This window comes from Arthrobacter sp. NPDC056493, assembly GCF_042795115.1.
In the GTDB taxonomy this organism is placed as follows: domain Bacteria; phylum Actinomycetota; class Actinomycetes; order Actinomycetales; family Micrococcaceae; genus Arthrobacter.
Genome location: NZ_JBHTSL010000083.1, coordinates 1 through 20,625 on the forward strand (window position 1 = coordinate 1; position 20,625 = coordinate 20,625).

A 20,625-nucleotide genomic window follows, 5' to 3' on the forward strand; every position below is an offset into this window, starting at 1 on the left:
ACCCCCTCCCCCCGCCCACTTGCCCACAACACCCCCTCCCCCAACAAAACCGGCGGCCCCGCCCCGCGGGGCCCGCCCGTCGTCGTACTTTGATCTTCTGGGTGTACTGACCGTTACGTGTTTTGGACGTGGTCCTTGGCGTCGGTGGCGGTGGCTTTGACGTCCTCGGCGGCGGTTTGGCCTTCGTCCTTGACATGCTGGGCAGCGTCGGTGGCGGTGGCCTTGACGTTTTCCACGGCTTCCTGGGCGGGTTCCTTCCAGCCCTGGGCCATGTCCTTGGCGGCTTCGGTCAGTTGGGTGGTGACCGGTTCGGCCGCGGTCTTCAGTGCGTCGGCGGCTTCGCGTTCCTTCTCGCTCGGCGGGATGAGGGACGAGACGAGCAGCCCGGCGCCGAACGCGATCAAGCCAGCGGCGAGGGGGTTGCCCTGGGTTTTGGCGGCGACCTGGTGGGGTGCGTCGGCGATCGCTTCGCCGGCGTCGTGCAGGGCGTTGCCGGCGGCATCGGTGGCCTGGTGCACGCCGCCCGCGGTGGAGTGGGCGGCGTGGTGGAGGCTGCCGGTGGTGCTGTGGGTGGGGTGGTCTGCAGTGCCCATGACTTTGTCCTTTACTCCGAAGACGGCGTCCCTGACTTTGTTGGTCTGGCGGTGGACGATGTTGGAGGGGGTGACCTTGTCGGCGACCGCGTCCACGTTGGTGCCAAGGCGGGCGCGGGTGGCTTCGATGTCGGCGCGGATGGCGTCCGGGTTCTCGCTCATCGGTGGTCTCCGTTCGGTTTGAGGGTGGGCGGGATTTCCCGGGCGGTTTCGAGGGTCTGGGGCATGCCCTTGATGGACTTGAGTTCCTTGCGTCCCACGCTGGCGAGGATCGCGGCGATGATGCCCCAGATGACGGCGACGACGACGGCGGACCAGCCCAGGCCCATCAGCTCGCCCAGGGCGTACCAGAGGGCGACGGAGAGGAACAGGAGCACGAAGTGCCCGGCGATGCCGGCGCCGGCGAGCATGCCGCCGCCCTTGCCGGCGCGGGTGCCGGACTGTTTCAGTTCGGCTTTGGCGAGTTCGATTTCCTGCCGGATCAGGGTGGACAGGTCCCGGGTGACCTCACCGAGGAGGTCGCCGAGGGATGTGGTGTCGGCCTTGGCGTGCGCGGCCGTTTGCGGCGTATCGGGGATCTGGCTGCTCACAGGGGACGACCTCCACCCTCGGTATCGTCTGTATCCCGCCGCCTCGGCTCGCCACGTCCTGGTTCGCCGGGGGCGGGCTCACCGAAGGCCGGCTCGCCGACGCCCGGTTCACCATAGGCCGGTTCGCCGTAGGTCTGTTCGCCGTAGGCGGGTTCGCCGTAGGCGGGCTGGCCATAAGCGGGCTGGCCCGTCGCCTGTTCCCCGTAAGCGGGTTCGCCGTAGGCTGGCTGGCCTGTGGCCGGTGCTCCGTAGGCTGGTTCGCTGGGGGCCTGCTGGGTGTAGGCGGGTTCGCCGAGTTCGGCGTGGTCATAAAGCGGTGCGCCGGCCCCGGCGTCCAAGCTGCTTTCGCCGACCGGCGGCTGCACGGGGTAGGGCGGAACGGCGCCGGCGGTCGATCCGACGCCGGTTGATGTCCCGGTTTCCGGAGCGCCGGCCTGCAGGCTGCGGCCGAGGCGCCCGGCGAGCAGGCCCGCGCCTGCAGCGAGGAGCAGGAAGGTGCCGGGACGCTGGCGGGCGAAGGACTTCACCTCGTCCAGCAATGAACCCGGGTCCCTGTTGTCGAGCCAGGACGCGACGGATTCCGATCGGTCGGCGGCCTGCCGGACCAGGTCCGCGGCCACGCCCTGCTGGTCGGGCGCGTTGGCCATGGTGCGCAGCTGCGAGGAGATGTTGCGGATGCCTTCGGCGGCCTTTGCCTGCTGGGTGCCGGCCTGGTCCGTGAGGTCAGACTTCGCCTGGTGCAGCAGATCCCGGGCGCTGTTCTTGGCTTCATATGCCACGTTCTTCGCCTCGGTCTTGGCGGTTTGGGCCACGTTCTGGGCAGCCCCGGCAGCGTGGCCGGCGACGTTCGCGGCCTCTTCCTTTGCCACGTCCTTCTTCGAGGACGCATCATCCTGATAGCCGGGGGTGCCAGTGTAGTCAGTGGTGCCCGCCCCAGTTATTCCTCCGGTGGTGCCGGCGCCGTAGCCCGAATTCTGTGTGGCCGGGGGAGTGGTGAGGTTTTCATCCTGCGGCCATTGGTTCTCAGTCATCTTCGCTCTCTCTCTTTCCGAAAGGGTCAGCTGCTGTACAGGGAACCAGCGTTGCTGGCATGCAATGGTAAGCATGTTTACTATCAAATAGTAAGCACCCTTGTCATTATTTCCCACCTACGTTGGCGGATCCCATGAAAAAAGCTAAGTAGGCTTGCCAATCTGATTGTAAGCATGCTTAGGGTGTAGGTGTGAGGCCGGACTGGCAGCCTCGGGGCGACGGCGGATGACCGGCACGCACGGAAACTGCCGCTTCTGGGCGGGGACAGCGCGCCGTGTGGCGTGGCGTCGCCGTCGCCGGTTCAACGTGAACGGCCAGAGTGAACAAGAAGTCAACATCCAAGGAGACAGAGTGCTCGCGAAGGAACACATTGATGACCTGATCAACAAGAACGGAAACATCCTCTCCGCGGACGGACGCAAGATAGGTTCTCTCGGTCAGGTTTATGCGGACGACGACAACGGGCAGCCCACGTGGGTAACCGCACGCACAGGCCTGTTCGGCACCTCCGAAGACCTGCTCCATGAGCACTATCAGGTGAAGGGAACGAAGACTTATACCGAGGCGAGGAGCGGGCACACCGCCGGTGCCGACGACTCAGCGCGGCGGTCCGCTGCCAGCCTGTCCGCCACTGAGCGGGACGCAGGGTTTGCAGCCGCAGGCGATGGCGAAACCTACGGCGCAGCGGCGGGAGCTGAGACCGAGGCTCGCAGCGCAGCCGGACTCGTGGACGGCAACGCCACGACCCGTTCGGAGGAACGGGTCAACGTCGGAACCCAACGGCAGGCCGCCGGCGAAGACGGCACCCGCCGCTGACTTGCCCAGCACCGGGGCCGGGTTTCCGGTGTTGCCGGCATTCCCGGCTGGCGGCGTTGCCAGCCGGGCTTAAAGGGAAAGAGGGTTACACCGATGGTCCCGAATACTGACGCGGAGCAGTGGGGACCTCACCAGCTGCTGTCCATGGCCGCCAGGCTTGTCCAGCGCCGGCAGGACCAGGCCCTGGCTGAACTCGGGCTCACGCATGCCGCAGTCATAGCACTGCAGGGCCTCCTCGACGGTCCGCTGAACCAGGAGGAGTTGGCCGCGGTCATCAGGGTCCGCAGCCAGTCCATCGGCCGGGTCCTGACACGGCTCGAGGGGGAAGGGCTCGTGGCCCGCGAGGCGAGTTCACTGGACCGGCGGCACAACGAGGTATCCATAACGGAAGCAGGCCGCAAGGCACTGGAGGCGGCACGGAAAGCCGAGCAGGAGGCGCTGCCTCCCGATGTGGTCGAGGGGACCGTCCTGGGCCGGGAGCTGGCGCGTGTCATCAGCTACTTTCCCGGCCGCACCCAGACGGGCCCGGTCAGGAAGCAGAATTCGTCGGCGGCAGTCGAGAAGGCGGCCGGGGAGGCAGCGGAAGGGGCAGCCCCCGTGGCCGCAGGCGATGTTGCAGCGCAGGGCGCAACGCCGGCGCCACAGGACACCGCCGGAGGAAAACAAAAGCCAAACGGCGAGAGCGACTCCGGTATTCAGCAGAAGGATTGATCACCAAGGAAGGAGAGTGTCGCCGCGCCGCGCGCGGCGACACTTCCTTGTTGCCTCCGGCCCGTTCTCAGGGCCAGCCCGCGCCCAAGCTTCGCACGGGCATCTCTAGTGCCGCTGTTGCATCGGATCCGGCCAGTTGCCGATGACGCCGGACATGGGATCCGGCCAATTGCCGATCCGTCCGCGCATCGGGTCCGGCCAGTTTCCGATTCGGCCGCCAACGGCTCCGGACTGCGGACGGGACGGACGGGGGGCAGCAGACAGCGGGGCGTGCGTAGACATGACATTTTCTCCTGACTGAACGTGTGGTCCTTGCGCAGGGTTGCGCAGGTGGTCTTTTCTGCCCGGAAAGTGGGCAGGGCTGACCTGTTCAGTCGGGGGAACACCCCGGATCAAAGGCTGGGCTGGCGGGAAGGTGCTGGGCGGCGTCGAACATGCGGGCGCCGGCAAGCAAAGGGGTGCGGTCCCAGTCTCCCGCCACTTCGGCGGCCTGAGTGCCGGAGGAGCCTTCAGACCCCGACGAGGAGTTCCCCGACGTTCCCTCGCTTACGGCGAAGGCCTGTAGGTGGGCGTCACCTGGCAGCGCACCAAGGTTCACTTTGTGGGTAGCAGGGTTGACCGCTGCCGGCTCCGGCCGCTCAGGTGTTGTCATCTGGAGCTCGGCCAGCGTGAGGCCCGTGCCGGCGAGCGGCAGACCTGCGCCAACAGCCTGCCCAGCGCGGAGGAGCGTCCCGTCCGGAGCTGCCGGCACGGTCCCGTCTGCGGCCTTGTCAGTGGTCGAGCCAGGCCTAACCGCCGAGGGCGAAACGCTATGTGACGGCACGGCAAGATCTGGTTGTTTGCCCCCGCTTTCGGGTCCGGGCGTCGTCGGCGTGACACCCGGTACGGGAACTGCGGGCAGTTCCGGGGCCGGCACTGATGGAACAGCCACCGGTGGGACGGGCACCGACGGAACCGGCAATGAAGGAACCGGAACTGACGGGACGCGGATCACCGGTACTGAAGGGATCGCCGGCAAGGCCGGCAGGGGCAGGTGGGGCACCGGCGGAACGATGTCTTCCGCGGTGGTGATCAGGCTGTCCGCCTTGTCGAGCACGGGCGCCGTCGTGGCCGTTACGGCCGTGGTCACTGTGGAGACCACCGTCGATGCCCCGTTCACCACGGTGCTGGCGGTGTCCGCCACTGCGCCGGCGACGGTCGACACAGGCCTGGTGACCGGAGCCGGGAGGCTGGGTGCCGACGGCAGTGCAGGGACTACCGGCAGCAGCCTGGTGGCCGGGGCAACCTGGGAGACGCGGGAGGCCAGCGGGACAGACGCTGGGGACTTCACGACGGCAGCCAGGGGCGCAGTGTTGAGAGACCCTGTGTTCAGAGGCGCTGTGTTCAGGGAACCGGTGCCAAGCGGGCCGGCCGTTCCGGAGTCCGCGGAGGCGGCGCCTGCGGATGCTGTGCCCCAAATAACCCAGGCCAGGGCCACGAGAACGGGCAACAGGAGGACACGCACGACGGCAGCCGTGTGGAAGCGCAAGCTGTTGCCCATTCGAATCACCCCCCAGCGCAATGGGAGACCAGAATATGCCCGGCACCCGGTTCCGTCCAGAGGAAAAATATTCGCGCATGGGCCAGGTGCAGGGAATCGCAATAAAATTGAAGCAGAAGGTGCTCAGAGGATGTCTGGATCCATCGTCGTCGTCCTGGTGCTGCTGGCCGCAATCGCCGCCGTCGCCATTGCGGCAACGGTGCGCGCCGTGTTGCGCGACGGACGCAGCGAGGGCAGGAGCGAACCGTCCGAGGAGCCGTGGACGGCCGGGAACCTGCCCAGTGAGCCCTACGTGCAGATTCGGTTCAAAACGGGTTTGTAACAGGCCCCGCCGTGGCGAACAGTCCGGACGCCGCCGCCCTGATCAGGCACGACGGCGGCACCAGCCTTTGGGTCCACTCCGCAAGTTGGGCTGGGGAACAGACGGCGGCCAGGCACGCCGGTTTTCGGCAGGCTCAACCGGTGTCCTGCACCACCGGATGGTCGCGCCGCAGGTTCCCGAGCGCGGAGGCGCCCTGCGGCGAGCCCAGCTCTTCAAAGAACTCCACGTTGGCACGCACGTAATCGGCCCACTCGTCAGGGACGTCGTCCGAGTAGTAGATCGCCTCCACCGGGCACACGGGATCGCAGGCGCCGCAGTCCACGCACTCGGAGGGGTGGATGTAGAGCGAGCGCTCGCCTTCGTAGATGCAGTCCACCGGGCATTCGTCGATGCAGGCCTTGTCCTTCACATCCACGCAGGGCTGCGCGATCACAAAGGTCACGGCAGGCTACACACCCGTGTAAACGGTCTTGCCCCACGTGAAGAAGTCCAGCGCGGACTTCCCCTGTTCGCGGAACGTGTTGGTGGAGGAATCCTTGACGCCGCCGAACGGTACGTTCAGGTCCAGGCCTGCCGTCGGGCGGTTGACCTTGATGACGCCGGCCTGGGCGCGCGCGGCGAAGTCGGTGGCCAGCGCCAGGGAGTCGGTGCAGATGCCGGCGGTGAGGCCATAGCGGGAATCGTTGATCGCCGCGAGGCCAGCCTCGTAGTCCGGGACCTCGAGGACGGCCACCACGGGTCCGAAGATCTCCTCGGTCACGGCGGCGTCGTCGAACGGAAGGCCCGTGAGGACGGCGGCCGGGAAGCGGAACCCGGCGTCCGTGCCGCCGTCGTACGAGCCGTGCAGCAGCGTGGCGCCGCGCTCGACGGCGGTGCGCACCGCCGCCCTGTTCTGCTCGAACTGCTGGCGGCTCACGACGGCGCCCATCTTTGCGCCCTCGACTTCGTCATCGGGGGTGTACTGAGCGGCTTCCTCGGTGAGGGCGGCCAGGAATTCCTCGCGGATGCCCGGGGTTACGTAGACGCGGGACGTGGCGGTGCAGGCCTGGCCGGTGAGGCCGAACGCGCCGGCAGCCACCACCCGGGCGGCCTTGCGGGGATCGGCGTCGTCCAGGACCAGTACGCCGTTCTTGCCGCCCATTTCCAGCTGGACCCGGGCGCGGCGGGCGTTGAGGATCTCCTGCAGTCCGAGACCCACGTTGGTGGAGCCGGTGAAGGACAGCCCGGCGATGCGGGGATCGCGGGCCAGGGCGTCGCCCACCACGCGGCCCTTGCCGTGGACCACATTGAACACGCCGGCGGGCAGTCCGGCGTCCTGCAGGGCGCGGGCCAGGTGCGTGGCGGAGAGCGGGGTGAGCTCGGCCGGCTTGATGACCACAGCGTTGCCGCTGATCAGCGCCGGGGCGGCTTTCCAAGCGGGGATGGCGATGGGGAAGTTCCACGGCGTGATGAGCCCGACGACGCCGAGCGGCTCGCGGCGGGTGGTGACGGTGGTGTCCGGAAGGCCGCTGGGCAGCACCTCGCCGGTGGCGGCCCAGCCGAGGGAACCGAAGAAGCGCAGAACGTCGGAGGCGCGCTTGACCTCGCCCTTGGCCTCGGCCAGGGTCTTTCCCTCTTCCCGGACGAGGTCCTCGGCGATCGCGGTCTGGCGGTCCAAGAGAAGGTTTCCGGCGGCCATCAGGATGGTGCCGCGGGCCGGGGCGGGTAGGGCTGCCCAGGCCGGCTGGGCGGCGGTGGCGGCGGTGATGGCGGCGTCGACGTCGGCGGCAGTGCCGCTGGGGGAGAGGGCGGCGAGCTCGCCGGGGCGGGCCGGGTTCATCCGCTCGGTGTCGGCCCCGCCGAGCCATTCGCCGTTGATGAGGTGACGGGCGGTGATGAGGTCCCGCTCGGTGGCGGTGCCGGTCGCAGTTGAGGTGTCTGATGCTGTGGAAGTCATGGTGTTCCTTCGGGGAGTCTGAGCAGGGTATGTGCGGGGCGGCTAGGGCGGTTAGAGCCCGCGGATGAGGCCGCCGTCGCAGCGCAGTGCGACGCCGGTGATGTAGGAGGCCGGGGCGCTGCAGAGGAACGCCGCGGCGGCGCCGAATTCCTCGGGTTCGCCGTAGCGGCGGGCGGGGATGGTCTTGCGGGATTCGAGCTGGATTTCCTCGGGCGTGGTGCCACGGCGCTTGGCGGCGGCCTGGTCGAGCTCGGCCACCCGGTCCGTGGCGATGCGTCCGGGTAGGAGCATGTTGACCGTGACGGCGTCCAGGGCCACCTCGGCCGCGAGGGTCTTGAGGTAGCCGGCCAGCGCGGCGCGGCCGGTGTTGGACACGGCGAGGTTGGGCAGCGGCGCCACAACGCCGCTGGAACCGACGGCGAGGATCCGGCCCCAGCGCCGTTCCCGCATGCCCGGCAGGATGTGCGAGACCAGGGCATGGTGCGGTTTGACCAGCTGTTCGAACGCCGCGGCGATGTCGTCGGCGCCGAGGGTGGCGGCCGCGCCGGGCTTCGGGCCGGGACCGTTGAGGACCAGGATGTCGACTGGCCCCAGGGCGTCCACGGTCTTTTCGACGGCGGTGGCCACGCCTTCCGCCGTGCTCAGGTCTGCCTCAATGGCGACGGCGCTGTGGCCCTCCTCTTGAAGCTGGGCCGCGATTTTTTCGGCGCGCTCGCGGCGCCGGCCGGTGATGGCCACGCGGGCGCCCTCGGCCGCGAGGGCCCGGGCGACGGCGAGGCCCAGGCCGCCGGTGGAGGCTGCCACAAAAGCGGTTTTGCCGCTGATTCCGAGGTCCATTAGTTCCTCCCAGCCGTGGCGAGGGCGGCGGCCGGGTTCGGGCCAAGGGCCTCGGCGGCCTCGGCCAGATGCGTGCGCAGCGCCGTCCGGAGGACTTCCGGGAACGCCGCGGCAGGGGGCCGGACGCCGGGATCGGCAATGAGTCCGCGCTGGTGCAGGCATTCCTTGCGGATGGCCAGGGCGATCTTCGCCTGCTGCTCGAAGTTGATCAGCGGCAGGTAAGGCAGGAGGGCTTCGCGGGCGGCCTCGTAGCCCTCGCGCTGCCAGGCCCGCACACAGGCGATTAGCGCCTCGGGGTAGGAGAACCCGGTCATTGCCCCGGCGGCGCCGGCCATCAGCTCGTCCAGCAGTCCTTGGCCGCCGAGGCCGCCAAACACGGCGACGTCCATGGCAGCCGTCAGCTGGCCGATGGCCACCGAGGTGGGCGGGGCCTCGGCCTTGACGGCGGTGACGAAGCTGCAGGCCCGCACCACGGATATGAGCGCCTCAGTGCTGATGCTGACGCCGCTGGCCAGGGGGTAGTCCTGCAGCACCACATTGGCGCCGGTGGCCTGATGGATGGCGTTCAGGTGAGCGGTGACCACCGCGGGGTTGGCGGAGTTGGCCTGGACCATGACGGCGGCGAGACGGTCCCCGCTGGCGGCCTGGATGGAGCGGATTTCCTCGACGGCCGTGCCGGTGTAGAGCGAGGTCACTCCCACCACGAGCGGCAGCCGGGTTTCTTCCATGACTACTTCCAGCACCAGGCCGCGTTCGGCCGCGGTCAGGGCAGCGGCCTCGCCGAAAACGCCCAGGACCGTAAGCCCGGTGGCGCCGATCGACTCGTAATAGGCCGCGAGTCCGGCCAGGCTGTCCGTGTCGACGTCCATTGTGCTGCCTTGGAACGGTGTGGCGACGACGCCCCACACTCCGGGTGTCAATGACTCCCGCATAGGTTTCTCCTTCAAAGCTGTTGGTGTTCTTCGGGCGGCCGGACTTCAGCCGGCTGGATCGGTGGAACGGCTAACGTCCGGGCCACACCGGCGGGCGCTTCTCCTGGAAGGCGCGGACGCCCTCGGCGGAGTCCTCGCTGTCCAGCGCCGCCATGAGGGCCGGGAGCCGGAGCCCGCGGGCCTCGGCGGCGGTCAGGTGCGCGGTCTGGATGACCATCTGCTTCACGGCCCGGACGGAGGTGGGGGCGCACGCGAGGATTTGGTCCACCCAGCGCTGCACCGCGGCGTCGAGCTCGTCCGCGGGGACCACTTCGTTGACCAGGCCCATGGACTGCATTTCCGCAGCCCCGGACTTCCGGCCGGTGAGGAGCATGCCCATCGCTTGGGTGTAGGGGATCCGGCGCACCAGCTGGTGGATGCCGCCGTCGAGCGCCAAACGCCCGACGCGCGGTTCCGTCAGCCCGAAGCGGGCCGTGTCCGCGGCCACCACGATGTCCGCGCCGAGCACGATCTCCATGCCGCCGCCCAGTGCGTACCCGTTGACCTTGGCGATGACCGGGATGTCCAGCGTGGTGCGCAGGCTGAGCCCGCCGAAACCGTTGGGGTCCAGGTCCGCCCAGTATTCGAGGCCGGTCTTGTCCACGGCGGCGGCGGACATGTCCGCGCCCACGCAGAACGCCCGGGTCCCGGCGCCGGTGACTACGACGGCGCGAACGTCGGGGTCGGCCTCGAGCTGGTCCCAGATCTCGTTGAGCCGGGCCTGGGCGTTGCCGTCGACGGCGTTGAGCACGTGCTGGCGGTCGATGACCACGGTGGCGACGTGGTTTTCGATGGTCAGGGTTACCTGATCCACCGCGGCAGTCGCAGCCGTGGTTTTTTCTGCCGTGGCCGTCACCGGAGCACCCCCAGCTGCTGCAGGCGCTCGATGGTTTCGGCGTCGAACCCGTTCTCCAGCAGCACCTCGACGTTGTGTTCGCCGAGCCGCGGGGCCACCCGTCGGATGGTGGGCGGGGTGGCGGAGAGCCGGATGGGCGCGTTGAGCATTTTCACGGTGCCGACGCCGGGGTGTTCAGCTTCGACGATCATGCCGTTGGCGTGGGTCTGCGCATCGGCCAGGGTCTGCTCCAGGGTGTGGACGGGGGCGTTGAGCAGGCCGCTGTCCTCCAGCCGGCCGGTCCAGTACTCGGTGGTGTTGGTGGCGATGCGCTCGCGGAAGATCGCCTGCAGCGCCGGTTTGTTCTCGAACTGCTGCTCCAGGTTGGCGAACTCGGGCCGGAGCGTCAGGTCCTCGTCCAGGCCCAGCGCCTCGGAAATGCGCAGCAGCGGGTCCGGGGTGAAGCCGCCCACCATGCAGACGGCGCCGTCGGTGGTCTCGAAGACTCCGCTGAGCGGCATGGCGCCCCAGTTGACCTCGAAGCCGCGGTTGAGCTGCATGCACGCCTCCTGCATCTGCAGGTGCAGCATGGAGTCGTACATGGTCACCTCCACCTTCTGCCCGACGCCGGAGGTTTCCCGGGTGCGCAGCGCCAGCAGGATGCCCTGCATCAGGTGCATGCCGGTGATGTAGTCGCAGAGCGTGGTGGGGTAGATGGACGGCTTCACGTCGTCGGATTCGCGCCGCCACATGACGCCGGAGTAGGCCTGCGCGATCGCGTCCTGGCCGCCCTTGTGCGAGTAGGGACCCTGCGGGCCGAAGCCGGTGCCGGAGGCCCAGATGATGCCCGGGTTCTCCTGCTTGAGGTTCTCGTAGCCGAAGCCCATCCGCTCCATCACGCCGGAGCGGAAGTTGCTGACCACCACATCCGCGTCGGCCATGATCGCGTGCAGCACGTTCCGGCCTTCCTCCGTGCGGGTGTCGACGGAGACGCTGCGCTTGTTCCGGTTGATGGACAGGAAGATCGGGTTGTCCTGGCCGTCCTTGTCGGGGAATGAGTTGCGGGAGATGTCCCCGGCGCCCGGGCGTTCCACCTTGATGATGTCCGCGCCGTAGTCGCCCAAGAGCTGGGTGCAGGACGGGCCCATGAACACCTGGGTGAAGTCCACGATCTTGATGCCGTCCAGCGGCAGCGGGATGCCGGCCTCAGCGGCGGCGATACCGGTGGCAGCGGCGGGTGCCGCCGTCGTGCTTTCCGCTGAGCCTGCCAGCAGTTCGTCGATGACGGTGCTCATGCCCCCACCACCGCATCGGCGTCGAGGGTGGCGTTCGACGACGGGACGTCGCCCGGGTCTGCGCCGTGCCGGCGCATGCCCTGCTGGATGTCCAAAGCGGAGACGTCGCGGACGAGGGTGCCGTTCTGGACCGCGAGGGCAGCGGCGACGCCGACGGCCTGGCCCATGGCCATGCAGGGCGGGATCTCGCGGGACATCTTCTGCGCCTCGGGGGTCGCAGAGTAGTGGCGGCCGGCCACCAGCAGCTGGTCCACTTCCTTGGGCAGCAGCGACCTGAACGGGTAGTAGTAGTCGCGGCCGCGGGCCACGGTGTCCGCGAACTGGCGGCGGGAGGTGACGTCGTCCTTGGTCATGACGTACTCGCCCTCGAGCAGGCGGGTCTGGCGGACGCCCATCTGGGACGCGACGTCCAGCATGTAGGAGTTCTCGAAGCCGGGCAGGTTGGCACGGACGTAGTCCACGGCCTCGGTGATGCGGTCACGCGCGGCGAACTCGGCGGCGGTCATATCCGCGGGGTCGACGCCGTCGAATCCGGTCATGTGGGGTGCGTTGCACCAGACGACGCCGTCGATGGGGGTCTTGAGCCACCACAGTTCCCAGGCACCGCCGAGGAGGCGCTTGATCTTGCGGTTGATGGCGCGGGCTTCCTTCGGGTTGGCCTGTTCGAAGGCCTCCGCGGCGTTGGTATCGACGTTGCCCAGGCGGAAGACGAGGGTGGTGAGGTAGCTGTCTTTGATGTGGCTCGCGCCGGCCCGGGAGGCGACGTCGATGTCGCCGGTGGTGTCGATGACGACGTCGGCCATGAAGGCCTGCGGGCCGGACTTGGTCTCGCAGATGACGCCCTTCATCACGCCGTTGTCCACGATGGGGCGGGAGAACCAGGAGTGCAGGCGGAGGTTGACGCCAGCCTCGCGGACGAGGTCGTTGGAGACGCGCTTCCAGCCGTCCGGGTCGAACGCCGCGGCGTAGCAGATGGGTTTGGGGTTGGTGTGGGAGTGGAAGTCGAAGGTGCCGTAGCGGCCCCACTTGTTCCAGAGTTCCTCGGAGGTCTTGCGGTCATCGGCCGGCGGGACGATCGCCAGGCCGAGCTTCTGCAGGCGCTCGACGTATTCGGAGACGATGCCCGTGACGGTGATTTCCTGGCCGTTGATCATGTCATCGAGCACCAGGACCATGCCGCCGGAGGCGAGGCCACCGAGTGCGGAGTAGCGCTCCAGCAGGGTGACAGAGGCGCCGGAGCGGGCCGCCGTGACGGCGGCGGCCACACCGGCGGGGCCACCACCGACCACCAGGACGTCGGAACGGGAGATCACGGGAGCGGTGAGGTCGTGTGTTGTGGTGCTCAGTTCAAGGGAGATCGCTGACGTGGTCGGGTTCATGGGAATCCTTACTTTCTCGAGAGCCGTGGAACGGCAGCCGGGGAGGTAGAAAACGGTGGGATGGAAGTCGGTGTCCGGGGGAAGGCGCGGCGACGCTGACCGCGGTTCCCACCTGGCAGAGGGTATGACGCAGCGCGGCCCGTTGCGGACCTTGCTGCAGGGCATGGAAAGGGTTCCGGCGGACACTGGCGTGGCGGCGGAGATGGAGAATGGCGACGGCGGCTAGGGCCGGCCGATCACCACGCGTGAGGTGCGTTAACCCAGATTGCTACGCATACCTCTTCGTAGCTGTTTTTGTACCAGTGCGGTGTATCCGAGGAGAACGTGATGGAATCGCCTTCCTCGAGGGTGTAGCACTCGCCGTCCAGGAAGATGTCTTTCCGGCCGGAGAGAATGATGCCGAATTCCTCGCCGCTGTGCCGGAACGGAGTGGCGCTGGTGTCGTGGCCTGGCGGACTCACGATCCACTGGGCCTCCAGGGCGCCGTTGAGGTCGGGGGTGAGCAGTTCATAGACCGCCTCGCCCACGGACTTCTTGGTAACGCCCTTGAGGTTTCGCCGCTCGCCCTTGCGGACTACCGGTGACCTGGCTTCTTCCTGTCCAAGGAAGAACTTCCCTACGGGGATGTCCAAGCCGTGGGCCAACTGCGCCAGGGTGGTGAAGGACGGATTGGCCAGGCCGCGTTCGATCTGGCTTACGATCGCGGGGCTGAGGCCGGTGACGTCCGAGAGCTTCGCAAGGGTCATGCCTTTGTCCTTGCGCATGTTGCGGATCTTGTTGCCTACGGTGGCAAGAAGGACGCTCGTGCCGGCGGGGGATCCCGGGAGGCTCTCGTTGGTCATGGTCCGTCTTTCTCTGGATGAGCTGACCTGCATAACTATAGTGAAGATTTTTACTGAATCAATGGTGTGGTGAAAATTTTCGATGCCCGCGACCTGATTGCCGTCTGACCTGCGGCTTTGTCAGCCGTCCCGTAAGGGCGGGATGCGATGTGACCTTAACCGTTGACTCCGTGAAGATCTTCAATATAGTTATGTGAGCCGCAACACTCTGGGATCGACGCAACTCGAACAGGATCAGGGCGCTGGACCTTCTGGCGGAAGGCAAGCCCGCCCGGTTTCCCGTTTCGTTTCCCTGGTAGAGAGGCAGCGACATCTGCCAGCCATCCGCAAAACCCGATGTTGGCCCGGTCAGCAAGGATGCGTTCCTTTGGACAAGCTCCCGGTTGCCGGCAGGATGGCCCGTTTGCAAGCAAGCGCTACGAAGAGGCACGCGTAGCTATCTTGGCTAACTCACCTCCCATGTGGTGATCCGGTCACGCCCCGCGGACCAAGCCAAACGATAGTTTCGATCACCGGCGACCCGGAACGGGCGCCCGCCGGTGATCCGTACCCTCCCGTGCCTGACGGCGCGGGGGAAGGAAAAGAATCATGACTGACACTGTCGTCAAGAATGACCTGGAGAGCGGCCGGAAATCCCGGCTCTCTCCGGAAGTCCGCAGGGGGCTGCTTGGCCTCGGACTGGGGAACACCCTGGAGTGGTACGACTGGATGGTCTTTGGGCTGCTCTCGGCGTTCATTGGACCGAAGTTCTTCCCGTCGCATGATCCCGTGGCCGCAACGCTGAGCGCCCTCGCTGTCTTCGCCGTCGGCTTCGCCTTCCGTCCGCTGGGCGGAGTCCTGCTCGGCACCTTCGCCGACAGGATCGGACGACGACGGGTGATGCTCTGGTCCATCATGATGATGGCGGTGACCACCCTGATCATTGCCGTCTCGCCGACCTACGACCAGATTGGCGGCGCCGCCGGCGTGATCCTGCTGGTCTGCCGCATCATCCAGGGCATCTCCACCGGCGTTGAAGCGCCGTTGTCCACCGCCCACGCCGTGGAACTCGTGCCCGAGGGACGCGAGGGCTTTGTCGCTGGCGTCATCTCCTTCTACGTCAACGTGGGCATCCTGCTCGCCTCGCTGGTCAGCTACCTCTGCAGCCTGACGCTCGGCGGATCCGTCATGGCCGACTGGGGCTGGCGCGTGCCGTTCATTGTCGGCGCAGCCTTCGGCTTCGTCGTGGTCTACCTTCGCCGGACGCTTCCGGAAACCATGAAGCCGGAGGAACTGGCGAACAACTCCGCGAAAACGGTGTGGGGCGGGGTGCGCAAGCACTGGCTCAGTGTTGTCGCCATTACCTTCGTGGTCGGCGCGGCACAGGCTTACAACTACGCCTGGAACACGGGGCTCCCGACGGCGGCCCGCAGCGGATTCAAGGAGGATGCAACCGCCGTCTTCGCGCTCACCACCGTCCTCGGCGTCGTGCTGGTGGTCGGAAGCCTCATCATCAGCAAAGTTGCTGACGGTAAGTCGATGTCCAAGTGGTTCCTCATCACCCGCGCGCTGGCCATTCCGTCGGTCTTCCTGATGCTGATGTACGTCAAGCCCGGCATCGCCGGCTTCGCGGCCGTCCTCCTCGGCGGCTCGGTTGTGCTGGTCCTGAACATGACCCTGTACAACGTCATCACCAGCTCCCTCATGCCCAAGGGTTGCCGCGGCGCCGGAACGGCTCTTGGCTACGGCCTGGGCGTTGCACTGTTTGGCGGCACGGCCTCCTACCTCCTGGTCTGGCTCCAGTCCATGAACGCGTCCTGGATCTTCCCCGTCTACGTGGCTGTCCTGTCGGCGCTCAGCATCGTGTTCTACCTGCTCGCCCGGAAGAAGAACGGCATCTTCATTGGCAGCTAAGGACACAGCCGTGATCTCGTTTGAACTCAGCACGTCAGACGTGGAGCTCTACGAGGCAGCGCGCCGGCAGCTGCTTACCGCCCATCACAGCGAGAACCACCGGGTGGCCGCCGCCGTGCGGGGTGAGTCCGGGACGATCTACCTCGGACTGCACCTTGGCTCGAAGCGCATCAATGTGTGTGCCGAATCCAGCGCCGTCGCCAACGCCTGCATGGCACAGGAACCATCGATCAGCTCCGTGGTGGCCGTCAGCATGGACGGGCAGGGGCAGCCCCAGGTCACGAACCCGTGCGGGCTCTGCCGGGAACTGCTGCGCATGTACGGAACCGGGGCGACCGTCCTGGTCGACGCCGGGGGCGAGGTGGGGAAGGTCCACCTCACAGAACTGTTGCCGTATCCGTGGATGCGCGCGGCGGAAACGGAGTGGGACACCGTTCCGCCCCGGGTGGAGGAAAAGTGCCGACTGGCCTGAGTGCCGTCGGCCACCGTACGAATCATTAGGAAGGCCTGGACTCGCCGAGTCCAGGCCTTCCCGGGTGCCGGACCTTCCTGCGTGCCGAGCCGTGCCGGACGCCCGCCGTCGGGCTTGAAGAAGCAGTTTCCAGGGCGGGGCGATAGCGTCCACATCAAAATGGAAGCCCCACACAAAGTTGGTGCAGCCGCCCACGACTTGGCGTGGCCGCCTGCACCAACCGGTAGTACGAATACTCAGATTAGATATCTACTCATTCGCGGCTCCTAGTTCCCGGCGTTCGCGTTCCGGGCTATTTCCTGTCCTCGACCGAATGCCGTGAAAACATCCAGCCACAGGCGATCATCAGCACGCCCAGCACCATGTGCGTCCAGTTGTCCAGCATGTTCAGCGACAGGAAGTTGGCCGCCGAACCCACTCCGACACTGAGCCCGTAGATGCTAAGGATGAGGTACAGCGCACCGGCTCCCATGAGGAACCTCCGAGCGCCCATCTCTCCGCGGGACATGGCCCAGCCGGTTGCGCCGATGACCAGCTGCACGATGTTGAGCAGCATGGACACCTGGAACAGACCGAGGAACATGGCGTGCGAATCAGGCCCAAGGAACATCAGTTCGCCATACCGTGCGGTGATGCCCGGGATGAACCCCAGCACACCGACCACCATCAAGACAATACCTACACCCATGCCAGCGTTCTGGACGTCAGTCCTGCCAAAGTGGACGCCGTGTGCATGTGGGGATGCGGTAGTCATTTTCTGCCTCCAACCACTGAATGCGGACAAGCTAATTTTACGTCGGGCCTCCCGAAAAAGCGCCCGGCGTCGAGCGTCCCGTGTATCGGCGCAGGCGCAGGATCCTACGACTTTCCGGCGGCGTTGAGCCTGTCGAAAACGGGCGAGCAGGGCCCCGCATGGCACGATGGGAGGCGATGAAACTGCGTGCTGACCAGACCGGAGACCGTGGCCTACCCATGCCCCTGTGGCTGCAGGGCGGCCTTGAGTCCGCCCAGGCGGCCATCATTTCCGCGCTGGTGGTCATCGCCCCCATCGTTGCGGTGTGGGCGACCTCCGGTTTCGGGAGCGCAGGCCCCGATGGCCTGGCCCGCCTCGCGGGCCAGGCGTGGCTGGTCATCCACGGGGTACCCCTGTACCTCACCACCGTGGGGGAGGGTGCTGCCGCGCGGCCCGAGACCGGCACACTGTGGCTGCTTCCGCTGGGCCTGACCCTCATCCCGTTCCTGCTCGCCTGGCGGGCGGGCAGGCGCCTGGCCCGGGCGTCGTACACGGACCAGCTGTGGCAGGCACTGCTCGGATCGTGGCTGGTCTACGCGGGTTTTGGCATCGCCACCGGATTCATCTGCCGGACCGAGGACGTCGGGGTTTTCCTCTGGTGGGCGGGGCTCCTGCCCCTGGTTCCATTCGGCCTCGGGATGGTGATCGGTGCCCGGCGGGAGGCCGGTTCATGGAGCCGGCTGATCGGCGTCGACGCCGTGGACTGGATCGCCCGCACCAGCCAGCATTCGCGGTGGGCGGGGTCGTATCTGGCCTCGGCAGCCAAGGCGGCCTTCGTGGCAGTCATTGCGGCGCTCGCCATTTCCTCGGCGTTGCTGGCCGTGGACTTTTTTATCCACTGGAACCTGGTGGTGGCCGTCTATGAAGCGCTCGACGCCGGGCCCGTCGGAGGCGCGGCCCTCACCATTGCGCAGCTCGGCTTCCTGCCCAACCTCGCGGTCTTTGCGCTCGCCTGGCTGACCGGCTCCGGGTTCGCACTGGGCGCCGGCTCGCAGGTGGGACCGCTGGGGACTGCCGTGGGGCCGCTGCCCACCGTCCCGGTTTTTGCCGCGATCCCTTCCGGTCCCCTCGATTTCGGCCCCGTGGCGCTGGTGGTTCCCGTGCTTGCCGGGGTCCTGGCCGGCTGGTGGTTCCTGCGCGAAGGTGAAAACCACTTCGATGAATGGCTGTCCATCAAGCTCCACGTCCGCTGGCTGAGTGCCGCGGCGTCCACGCTGTTCCTGGCCGTCATCGTCGGGGCGGCCGCCGGCGTGCTGGGAGCAGCCCTCGCCTGGCTGGCGCGCGGATCGGCCGGCATCGGCCGCCTCACGGACATTGGCCCGGACCCGTTGTGGACGGCAGTCTGGCTTGCAGCGGAAGTCGGCATCGGCGTCGTAATTGGGTACGCGGCCGGACCGTGGCTCGAGCGCCGGCAGCTGCGGGACGCCGAGCTGGGGACTGCCCCGAGCAGCAAGTAGCCTTTCCGGCCGTGGGGGTCGGCCGTTGCCTCGCTGGCTTTAGCGGATTTGCTGCTTCAGCGGTCCGGGCAGCGAGTTCTCCAGCTGGACCCGGCACTCCGTGCTCGCCTTGCTGGTCAGCGCCTGGCGGGAGCACTGCTGAAAGTCGCGCACCTGGTTGAAGAACAGTGCGGAGGTCAGAACCAGGAGAACCATGACGGCGGACACCACCAGGCCGGAGATGGTGCCGAACAGCACCAGTTTGGATTCCTTGAACCTGATGGCGCGGATGAGCACGATGATCCCCAGCACGATGGCCGCCGCCGTCAGTATGGCTGTAAGCCAGAGGTAGGCCAGGTCCAGCTGGAACACGAAGAACGCGCCCAGCACGGCCACAATGAACATGCGGAACAGCGTGTGCGTCTTCTGGAGCGAGGCCTTGGCCTCCTCGCTGAGCGGACGCGCGGTCCGCTGCGGCCCCTGGGGGCCCGGAGTGGGGTTCATGTTTTCCAGCCTACGCGAGCAGCCGCTTAAGCTTGAGCAATGCGCATAGTAGTCCTCGTCTCCGGAACCGGTTCCAATCTCCAAGCCGTCATTGACTCCGTCCAAGCCGGGGACCTGGATGTTGAGATCGCCGCAGTGGGTGCGGACCGCCCGGGAACCTACGGAGTGGAGCGCTCTGCCACAGCGGGGATCGACACCTTCGTGGTGGACTTCAAGGCCTACCAGGACCGCGCGCAGTGGAACGCCGCGCTGACCGAGGCCGTTGCCGCGTACCGGCCCGATGTGGTGGTGTCCTCAGGCTTCATGCGGATCGTGAGCCCCGAGTTCATCGACGCTTTCGATGGAAAATACCTCAACACGCATCCCGCGCTATTGCCGTCCTTCCCGGGCGCCCACGGAGTCCGCGATGCCATGGCCTACGGCGTGAAGGTCACCGGCTGCACCGTGCACTGGGCTGACGCCGGCGTGGACACAGGGCCTATCATCGCGCAGGAGGCCGTGGCCATCGAGGACACGGACACCGAAGAATCCCTGCACGAGCGGATCAAGGTGGTGGAGCGCCGGCTGCTCGTCTCAACCCTGGCCTCGCTGGCCGCTGCGCACGCCGCCGCGCGGGCCCCGAAGTAGCCCGTCCCGTCCTCCCCACCCAACTGACTCGCATTTAATGTCGTTTTGAGGCGTCAAAACGACATTAAATGCGAGTCAGTTGGGCTGGCGCGGCGTTCGCCTGGGGATAACCCCGCCAGCAGGTATTGGGTTTGCGAGCATGGTCAGGTGAAGACTCCTCTACCGCTTCCCGAGCCGCTTGCCCTCGCTCCGTTCACTTGCCAGGAAGCGGCCGACGCCGGTGTCAGCTTGAGCCGCTTACGGCACGGAGCGCTCTACTCACCCAGCCGGGGCATCAGGGTTCCCGCCTACGGACCCACAGATTGGCCGGCGGAGTTGTGCGCCCCACAGGCAATTCGGCCCTTCACAAGGGTGACCGAGTTTTCAGCTGCGTCCCACGCCACAGCTTTCACCTTTTGGCAGTTTCCGGGGTTCCTGCCGGGTGCAGAGGATCAACGGGTCCATATCTCCCGTCCGGACACGATGTCCATTCCGCGCCGCACGGGCGTGACAGGCCATGTGGGACAGTTCTTCGACGACGAAATCGTGTGCGTTGACGGTCTGCTGGTAACCAGCCGCGTCCGGACCTGGCTGGATGTTTCGCGAAAGATGACCGTCGAGGAGCTGACGGTGGTGGCGGACCACCTCCTGCGGATGCCCCGACCTGAGTTTGAAGCCAGGGACGAACCGCACGCAACGCGGGAGCAGTTGGCCGACATGCTGGACCGGCACAAGGGGACGCCCGGCATCCGTAAAGCGAGGCTGGCCCTTGAGATGGCGCGTATCGGTGCGGATTCTGCTCCCGAAACGCGGCTGCGGCTGACGCTGGAGCAGGCGGGCCTGCCCGAGCCGCAACTGAACGTTCGCACTGAACTCTGTTCCGGCGTCGTACGCCAACCAGACATGGGCTATCCCGAATACCGGGTAGCAGTGGAGTACGAAGGAGAGGGCCACTCGGAGCCTGGGCAGATCATCCGCGATATCACCCGGGAAGAGGATTACGGCCGTGCGGGCTGGTTGCTCGTCAGGATCTCCAAGCGCCACATGCAGAACGAAGCCCGGTCCGCGGTCCGGAAAGTCCGGGACGCGCTACTCAGCAGGGGGTGGTCGCCCAAGTGACTCGCAGTTGTTGTGGTTTTTTGGGGCCAAAAAGACAAAAAAATCGCGGAGGGTGGGGGGGGGGTGGCGGGGCCGGAAAACGGGCGGCGCCGGGCGGGTTTGG

23 protein-coding genes are annotated in these 20,625 nt (G+C 67.0%); 9 read left to right on the forward strand and 14 right to left on the reverse strand.

Going from position 1 to position 20,625, the window contains the following annotated elements:
- Positions 1-113: 113 nt before the first annotated feature.
- From ACFQ50_RS22785 to ACFQ50_RS22795, 3 genes are read right to left on the reverse strand one after another with little or no spacing between them, the layout of a single operon-like run.
- Complete coding sequence (locus ACFQ50_RS22785; RefSeq protein ID WP_377997879.1) at positions 114-755, reverse strand: DUF3618 domain-containing protein; 642 nt, start codon at positions 753-755, stop codon at positions 114-116.
- Positions 752-1,183: a phage holin family protein gene (locus ACFQ50_RS22790; RefSeq protein ID WP_377997880.1), complete on the reverse strand. Its 432-nt coding sequence runs from the start codon at positions 1,181-1,183 to the stop codon at positions 752-754. The genes ACFQ50_RS22785 and ACFQ50_RS22790 overlap by 4 nt, the downstream gene beginning before the upstream one ends.
- On the reverse strand, positions 1,180-2,214 hold the full coding sequence (locus ACFQ50_RS22795) for a hypothetical protein (protein ID WP_377997881.1): 1,035 nt from the start codon (positions 2,212-2,214) through the stop codon (positions 1,180-1,182). The genes ACFQ50_RS22790 and ACFQ50_RS22795 overlap by 4 nt, the downstream gene beginning before the upstream one ends.
- Positions 2,215-2,566: 352 nt before the next feature.
- Here ACFQ50_RS22795 and ACFQ50_RS22800 point away from each other — a divergent pair, with 352 nt between their 5' ends.
- Both ACFQ50_RS22800 and ACFQ50_RS22805 read left to right on the forward strand, forming a co-directional pair.
- The gene (locus tag ACFQ50_RS22800; RefSeq protein ID WP_377997882.1) at positions 2,567-3,031 is read left to right on the forward strand and encodes a PRC-barrel domain-containing protein; all 465 of its coding nucleotides are present in this window, start codon (positions 2,567-2,569) and stop codon (positions 3,029-3,031) included.
- Positions 3,032-3,124: 93 nt separating this feature from the next.
- A complete protein-coding gene (locus tag ACFQ50_RS22805; protein ID WP_377997883.1) occupies positions 3,125-3,742 on the forward strand; it encodes a MarR family winged helix-turn-helix transcriptional regulator in 618 nt (205 codons plus the stop codon).
- Between the two features lie 370 nt (positions 3,743-4,112).
- Here the strand turns inward: ACFQ50_RS22805 and ACFQ50_RS22810 are convergent, their stop codons facing one another.
- The gene (locus ACFQ50_RS22810) at positions 4,113-5,282 is read right to left on the reverse strand and encodes a hypothetical protein (protein WP_377997884.1); all 1,170 of its coding nucleotides are present in this window, start codon (positions 5,280-5,282) and stop codon (positions 4,113-4,115) included.
- Positions 5,283-5,412: 130 nt separating this feature from the next.
- On the opposite strand from ACFQ50_RS22810, the gene ACFQ50_RS22815 reads away from it, so the two are divergent.
- Positions 5,413-5,604, forward strand: a complete 192-nt coding sequence (locus ACFQ50_RS22815; RefSeq protein ID WP_377997885.1) for a hypothetical protein — start codon at positions 5,413-5,415, stop codon at positions 5,602-5,604.
- Positions 5,605-5,737: 133 nt separating this feature from the next.
- On the opposite strand, the gene fdxA is transcribed toward ACFQ50_RS22815, so the two are convergent.
- The 7 genes from fdxA to ACFQ50_RS22850 form a co-directional block, all read right to left on the reverse strand.
- On the reverse strand, positions 5,738-6,046 hold the full coding sequence (gene fdxA / locus ACFQ50_RS22820) for a ferredoxin (protein WP_377997886.1): 309 nt from the start codon (positions 6,044-6,046) through the stop codon (positions 5,738-5,740).
- A 6-nt stretch (positions 6,047-6,052) separates the two neighbouring features.
- Entirely contained in the window at positions 6,053-7,540 is a 1,488-nt protein-coding gene (locus ACFQ50_RS22825) for an aldehyde dehydrogenase family protein (protein WP_377997887.1), read from the reverse strand.
- A gap of 51 nt (positions 7,541-7,591) precedes the next feature.
- Positions 7,592-8,377: an SDR family oxidoreductase gene (locus ACFQ50_RS22830; RefSeq protein WP_377997888.1), complete on the reverse strand. Its 786-nt coding sequence runs from the start codon at positions 8,375-8,377 to the stop codon at positions 7,592-7,594.
- A complete protein-coding gene (locus ACFQ50_RS22835) occupies positions 8,377-9,309 on the reverse strand; it encodes a dihydrodipicolinate synthase family protein (RefSeq protein ID WP_377997889.1) in 933 nt (310 codons plus the stop codon). Before ACFQ50_RS22835 ends, ACFQ50_RS22830 begins: the two co-directional genes overlap by 1 nt.
- Positions 9,310-9,379: 70 nt before the next feature.
- Entirely contained in the window at positions 9,380-10,162 is a 783-nt protein-coding gene (locus ACFQ50_RS22840; protein WP_377997890.1) for an enoyl-CoA hydratase-related protein, read from the reverse strand.
- 38 nt (positions 10,163-10,200) lie between these two features.
- Entirely contained in the window at positions 10,201-11,478 is a 1,278-nt protein-coding gene (locus ACFQ50_RS22845) for a CaiB/BaiF CoA transferase family protein (protein ID WP_377997891.1), read from the reverse strand.
- Entirely contained in the window at positions 11,475-12,857 is a 1,383-nt protein-coding gene (locus tag ACFQ50_RS22850) for an FAD-dependent oxidoreductase (RefSeq protein ID WP_377997892.1), read from the reverse strand. Before ACFQ50_RS22850 ends, ACFQ50_RS22845 begins: the two co-directional genes overlap by 4 nt.
- Positions 12,858-12,912: 55 nt before the next feature.
- Between ACFQ50_RS22850 and ACFQ50_RS22855 the strand changes: the two genes are divergently transcribed.
- A complete protein-coding gene (locus ACFQ50_RS22855; RefSeq protein WP_377997893.1) occupies positions 12,913-13,083 on the forward strand; it encodes a hypothetical protein in 171 nt (56 codons plus the stop codon).
- 10 nt (positions 13,084-13,093) lie between these two features.
- Here ACFQ50_RS22855 and ACFQ50_RS22860 read toward each other — a convergent pair whose 3' ends face one another.
- A complete protein-coding gene (locus ACFQ50_RS22860) occupies positions 13,094-13,699 on the reverse strand; it encodes a helix-turn-helix domain-containing protein (protein ID WP_377997894.1) in 606 nt (201 codons plus the stop codon).
- A gap of 588 nt (positions 13,700-14,287) precedes the next feature.
- Here ACFQ50_RS22860 and ACFQ50_RS22865 point away from each other — a divergent pair.
- Together ACFQ50_RS22865 and ACFQ50_RS22870 are read left to right on the forward strand one after the other, a co-directional pair.
- The gene (locus tag ACFQ50_RS22865) at positions 14,288-15,592 is read left to right on the forward strand and encodes an MFS transporter (protein WP_377997895.1); all 1,305 of its coding nucleotides are present in this window, start codon (positions 14,288-14,290) and stop codon (positions 15,590-15,592) included.
- A gap of 10 nt (positions 15,593-15,602) precedes the next feature.
- Positions 15,603-16,064: a hypothetical protein gene (locus ACFQ50_RS22870; RefSeq protein WP_377997896.1), complete on the forward strand. Its 462-nt coding sequence runs from the start codon at positions 15,603-15,605 to the stop codon at positions 16,062-16,064.
- Between the two features lie 292 nt (positions 16,065-16,356).
- Here the strand turns inward: ACFQ50_RS22870 and ACFQ50_RS22875 are convergent, their stop codons facing one another.
- Entirely contained in the window at positions 16,357-16,818 is a 462-nt protein-coding gene (locus ACFQ50_RS22875) for a DUF4383 domain-containing protein (protein WP_377997897.1), read from the reverse strand.
- A gap of 176 nt (positions 16,819-16,994) precedes the next feature.
- On the opposite strand from ACFQ50_RS22875, the gene ACFQ50_RS22880 reads away from it, so the two are divergent.
- Positions 16,995-18,314 carry a DUF6350 family protein gene (locus ACFQ50_RS22880; RefSeq protein WP_377997901.1) on the forward strand — a complete coding sequence of 440 codons (1,320 nt, stop codon included), beginning with the start codon at positions 16,995-16,997 and terminating at the stop codon, positions 18,312-18,314.
- Between the two features lie 39 nt (positions 18,315-18,353).
- Here the strand turns inward: ACFQ50_RS22880 and ACFQ50_RS22885 are convergent, their stop codons facing one another.
- Positions 18,354-18,797 (reverse strand): hypothetical protein, encoded by a 444-nt coding sequence (locus tag ACFQ50_RS22885; protein ID WP_377997898.1) that lies wholly within the window; start codon positions 18,795-18,797, stop codon positions 18,354-18,356.
- 39 nt (positions 18,798-18,836) lie between these two features.
- Between ACFQ50_RS22885 and purN the strand changes: the two genes are divergently transcribed.
- Together purN and ACFQ50_RS22895 are read left to right on the forward strand one after the other, a co-directional pair.
- Positions 18,837-19,424, forward strand: coding sequence for a phosphoribosylglycinamide formyltransferase (gene purN, locus ACFQ50_RS22890; RefSeq protein WP_377997899.1), 588 nt, complete (start codon positions 18,837-18,839; stop codon positions 19,422-19,424).
- A 462-nt stretch (positions 19,425-19,886) separates the two neighbouring features.
- A complete protein-coding gene (locus tag ACFQ50_RS22895) occupies positions 19,887-20,522 on the forward strand; it encodes a hypothetical protein (RefSeq protein WP_377997900.1) in 636 nt (211 codons plus the stop codon).
- Positions 20,523-20,625: the final 103 nt, after the last annotated feature.

Bases quoted from the DNA above. Each gene is read 5' to 3' on its own strand.
- ACFQ50_RS22785 (WP_377997879.1), bottom strand. From the start codon at position 755: ATGAGCGAGAACCCGGACGCCATCCGCGCCGACATCGAAGCCACCCGC.
- ACFQ50_RS22795 (WP_377997881.1), bottom strand. From the start codon at position 2,214: ATGACTGAGAACCAATGGCCGCAGGATGAAAACCTCACCACTCCCCCG.
- ACFQ50_RS22805 (WP_377997883.1), top strand. From the start codon at position 3,125: ATGGTCCCGAATACTGACGCGGAGCAGTGGGGACCTCACCAGCTGCTG.
- ACFQ50_RS22810 (WP_377997884.1), bottom strand. From the start codon at position 5,282: ATGGGCAACAGCTTGCGCTTCCACACGGCTGCCGTCGTGCGTGTCCTC.
- ACFQ50_RS22815 (WP_377997885.1), top strand. From the start codon at position 5,413: ATGTCTGGATCCATCGTCGTCGTCCTGGTGCTGCTGGCCGCAATCGCC.
- ACFQ50_RS22825 (WP_377997887.1), bottom strand. From the start codon at position 7,540: ATGACTTCCACAGCATCAGACACCTCAACTGCGACCGGCACCGCCACC.
- ACFQ50_RS22830 (WP_377997888.1), bottom strand. From the start codon at position 8,377: ATGGACCTCGGAATCAGCGGCAAAACCGCTTTTGTGGCAGCCTCCACC.
- ACFQ50_RS22835 (WP_377997889.1), bottom strand. From the start codon at position 9,309: ATGCGGGAGTCATTGACACCCGGAGTGTGGGGCGTCGTCGCCACACCG.
- ACFQ50_RS22845 (WP_377997891.1), bottom strand. From the start codon at position 11,478: ATGAGCACCGTCATCGACGAACTGCTGGCAGGCTCAGCGGAAAGCACG.
- ACFQ50_RS22850 (WP_377997892.1), bottom strand. From the start codon at position 12,857: ATGAACCCGACCACGTCAGCGATCTCCCTTGAACTGAGCACCACAACA.
- ACFQ50_RS22860 (WP_377997894.1), bottom strand. From the start codon at position 13,699: ATGACCAACGAGAGCCTCCCGGGATCCCCCGCCGGCACGAGCGTCCTT.
- ACFQ50_RS22865 (WP_377997895.1), top strand. From the start codon at position 14,288: ATGACTGACACTGTCGTCAAGAATGACCTGGAGAGCGGCCGGAAATCC.
- ACFQ50_RS22875 (WP_377997897.1), bottom strand. From the start codon at position 16,818: ATGACTACCGCATCCCCACATGCACACGGCGTCCACTTTGGCAGGACT.
- ACFQ50_RS22880 (WP_377997901.1), top strand. From the start codon at position 16,995: ATGAAACTGCGTGCTGACCAGACCGGAGACCGTGGCCTACCCATGCCC.
- ACFQ50_RS22885 (WP_377997898.1), bottom strand. From the start codon at position 18,797: ATGAACCCCACTCCGGGCCCCCAGGGGCCGCAGCGGACCGCGCGTCCG.
- purN (WP_377997899.1), top strand. From the start codon at position 18,837: ATGCGCATAGTAGTCCTCGTCTCCGGAACCGGTTCCAATCTCCAAGCC.
- ACFQ50_RS22895 (WP_377997900.1), top strand. From the start codon at position 19,887: ATGTCCATTCCGCGCCGCACGGGCGTGACAGGCCATGTGGGACAGTTC.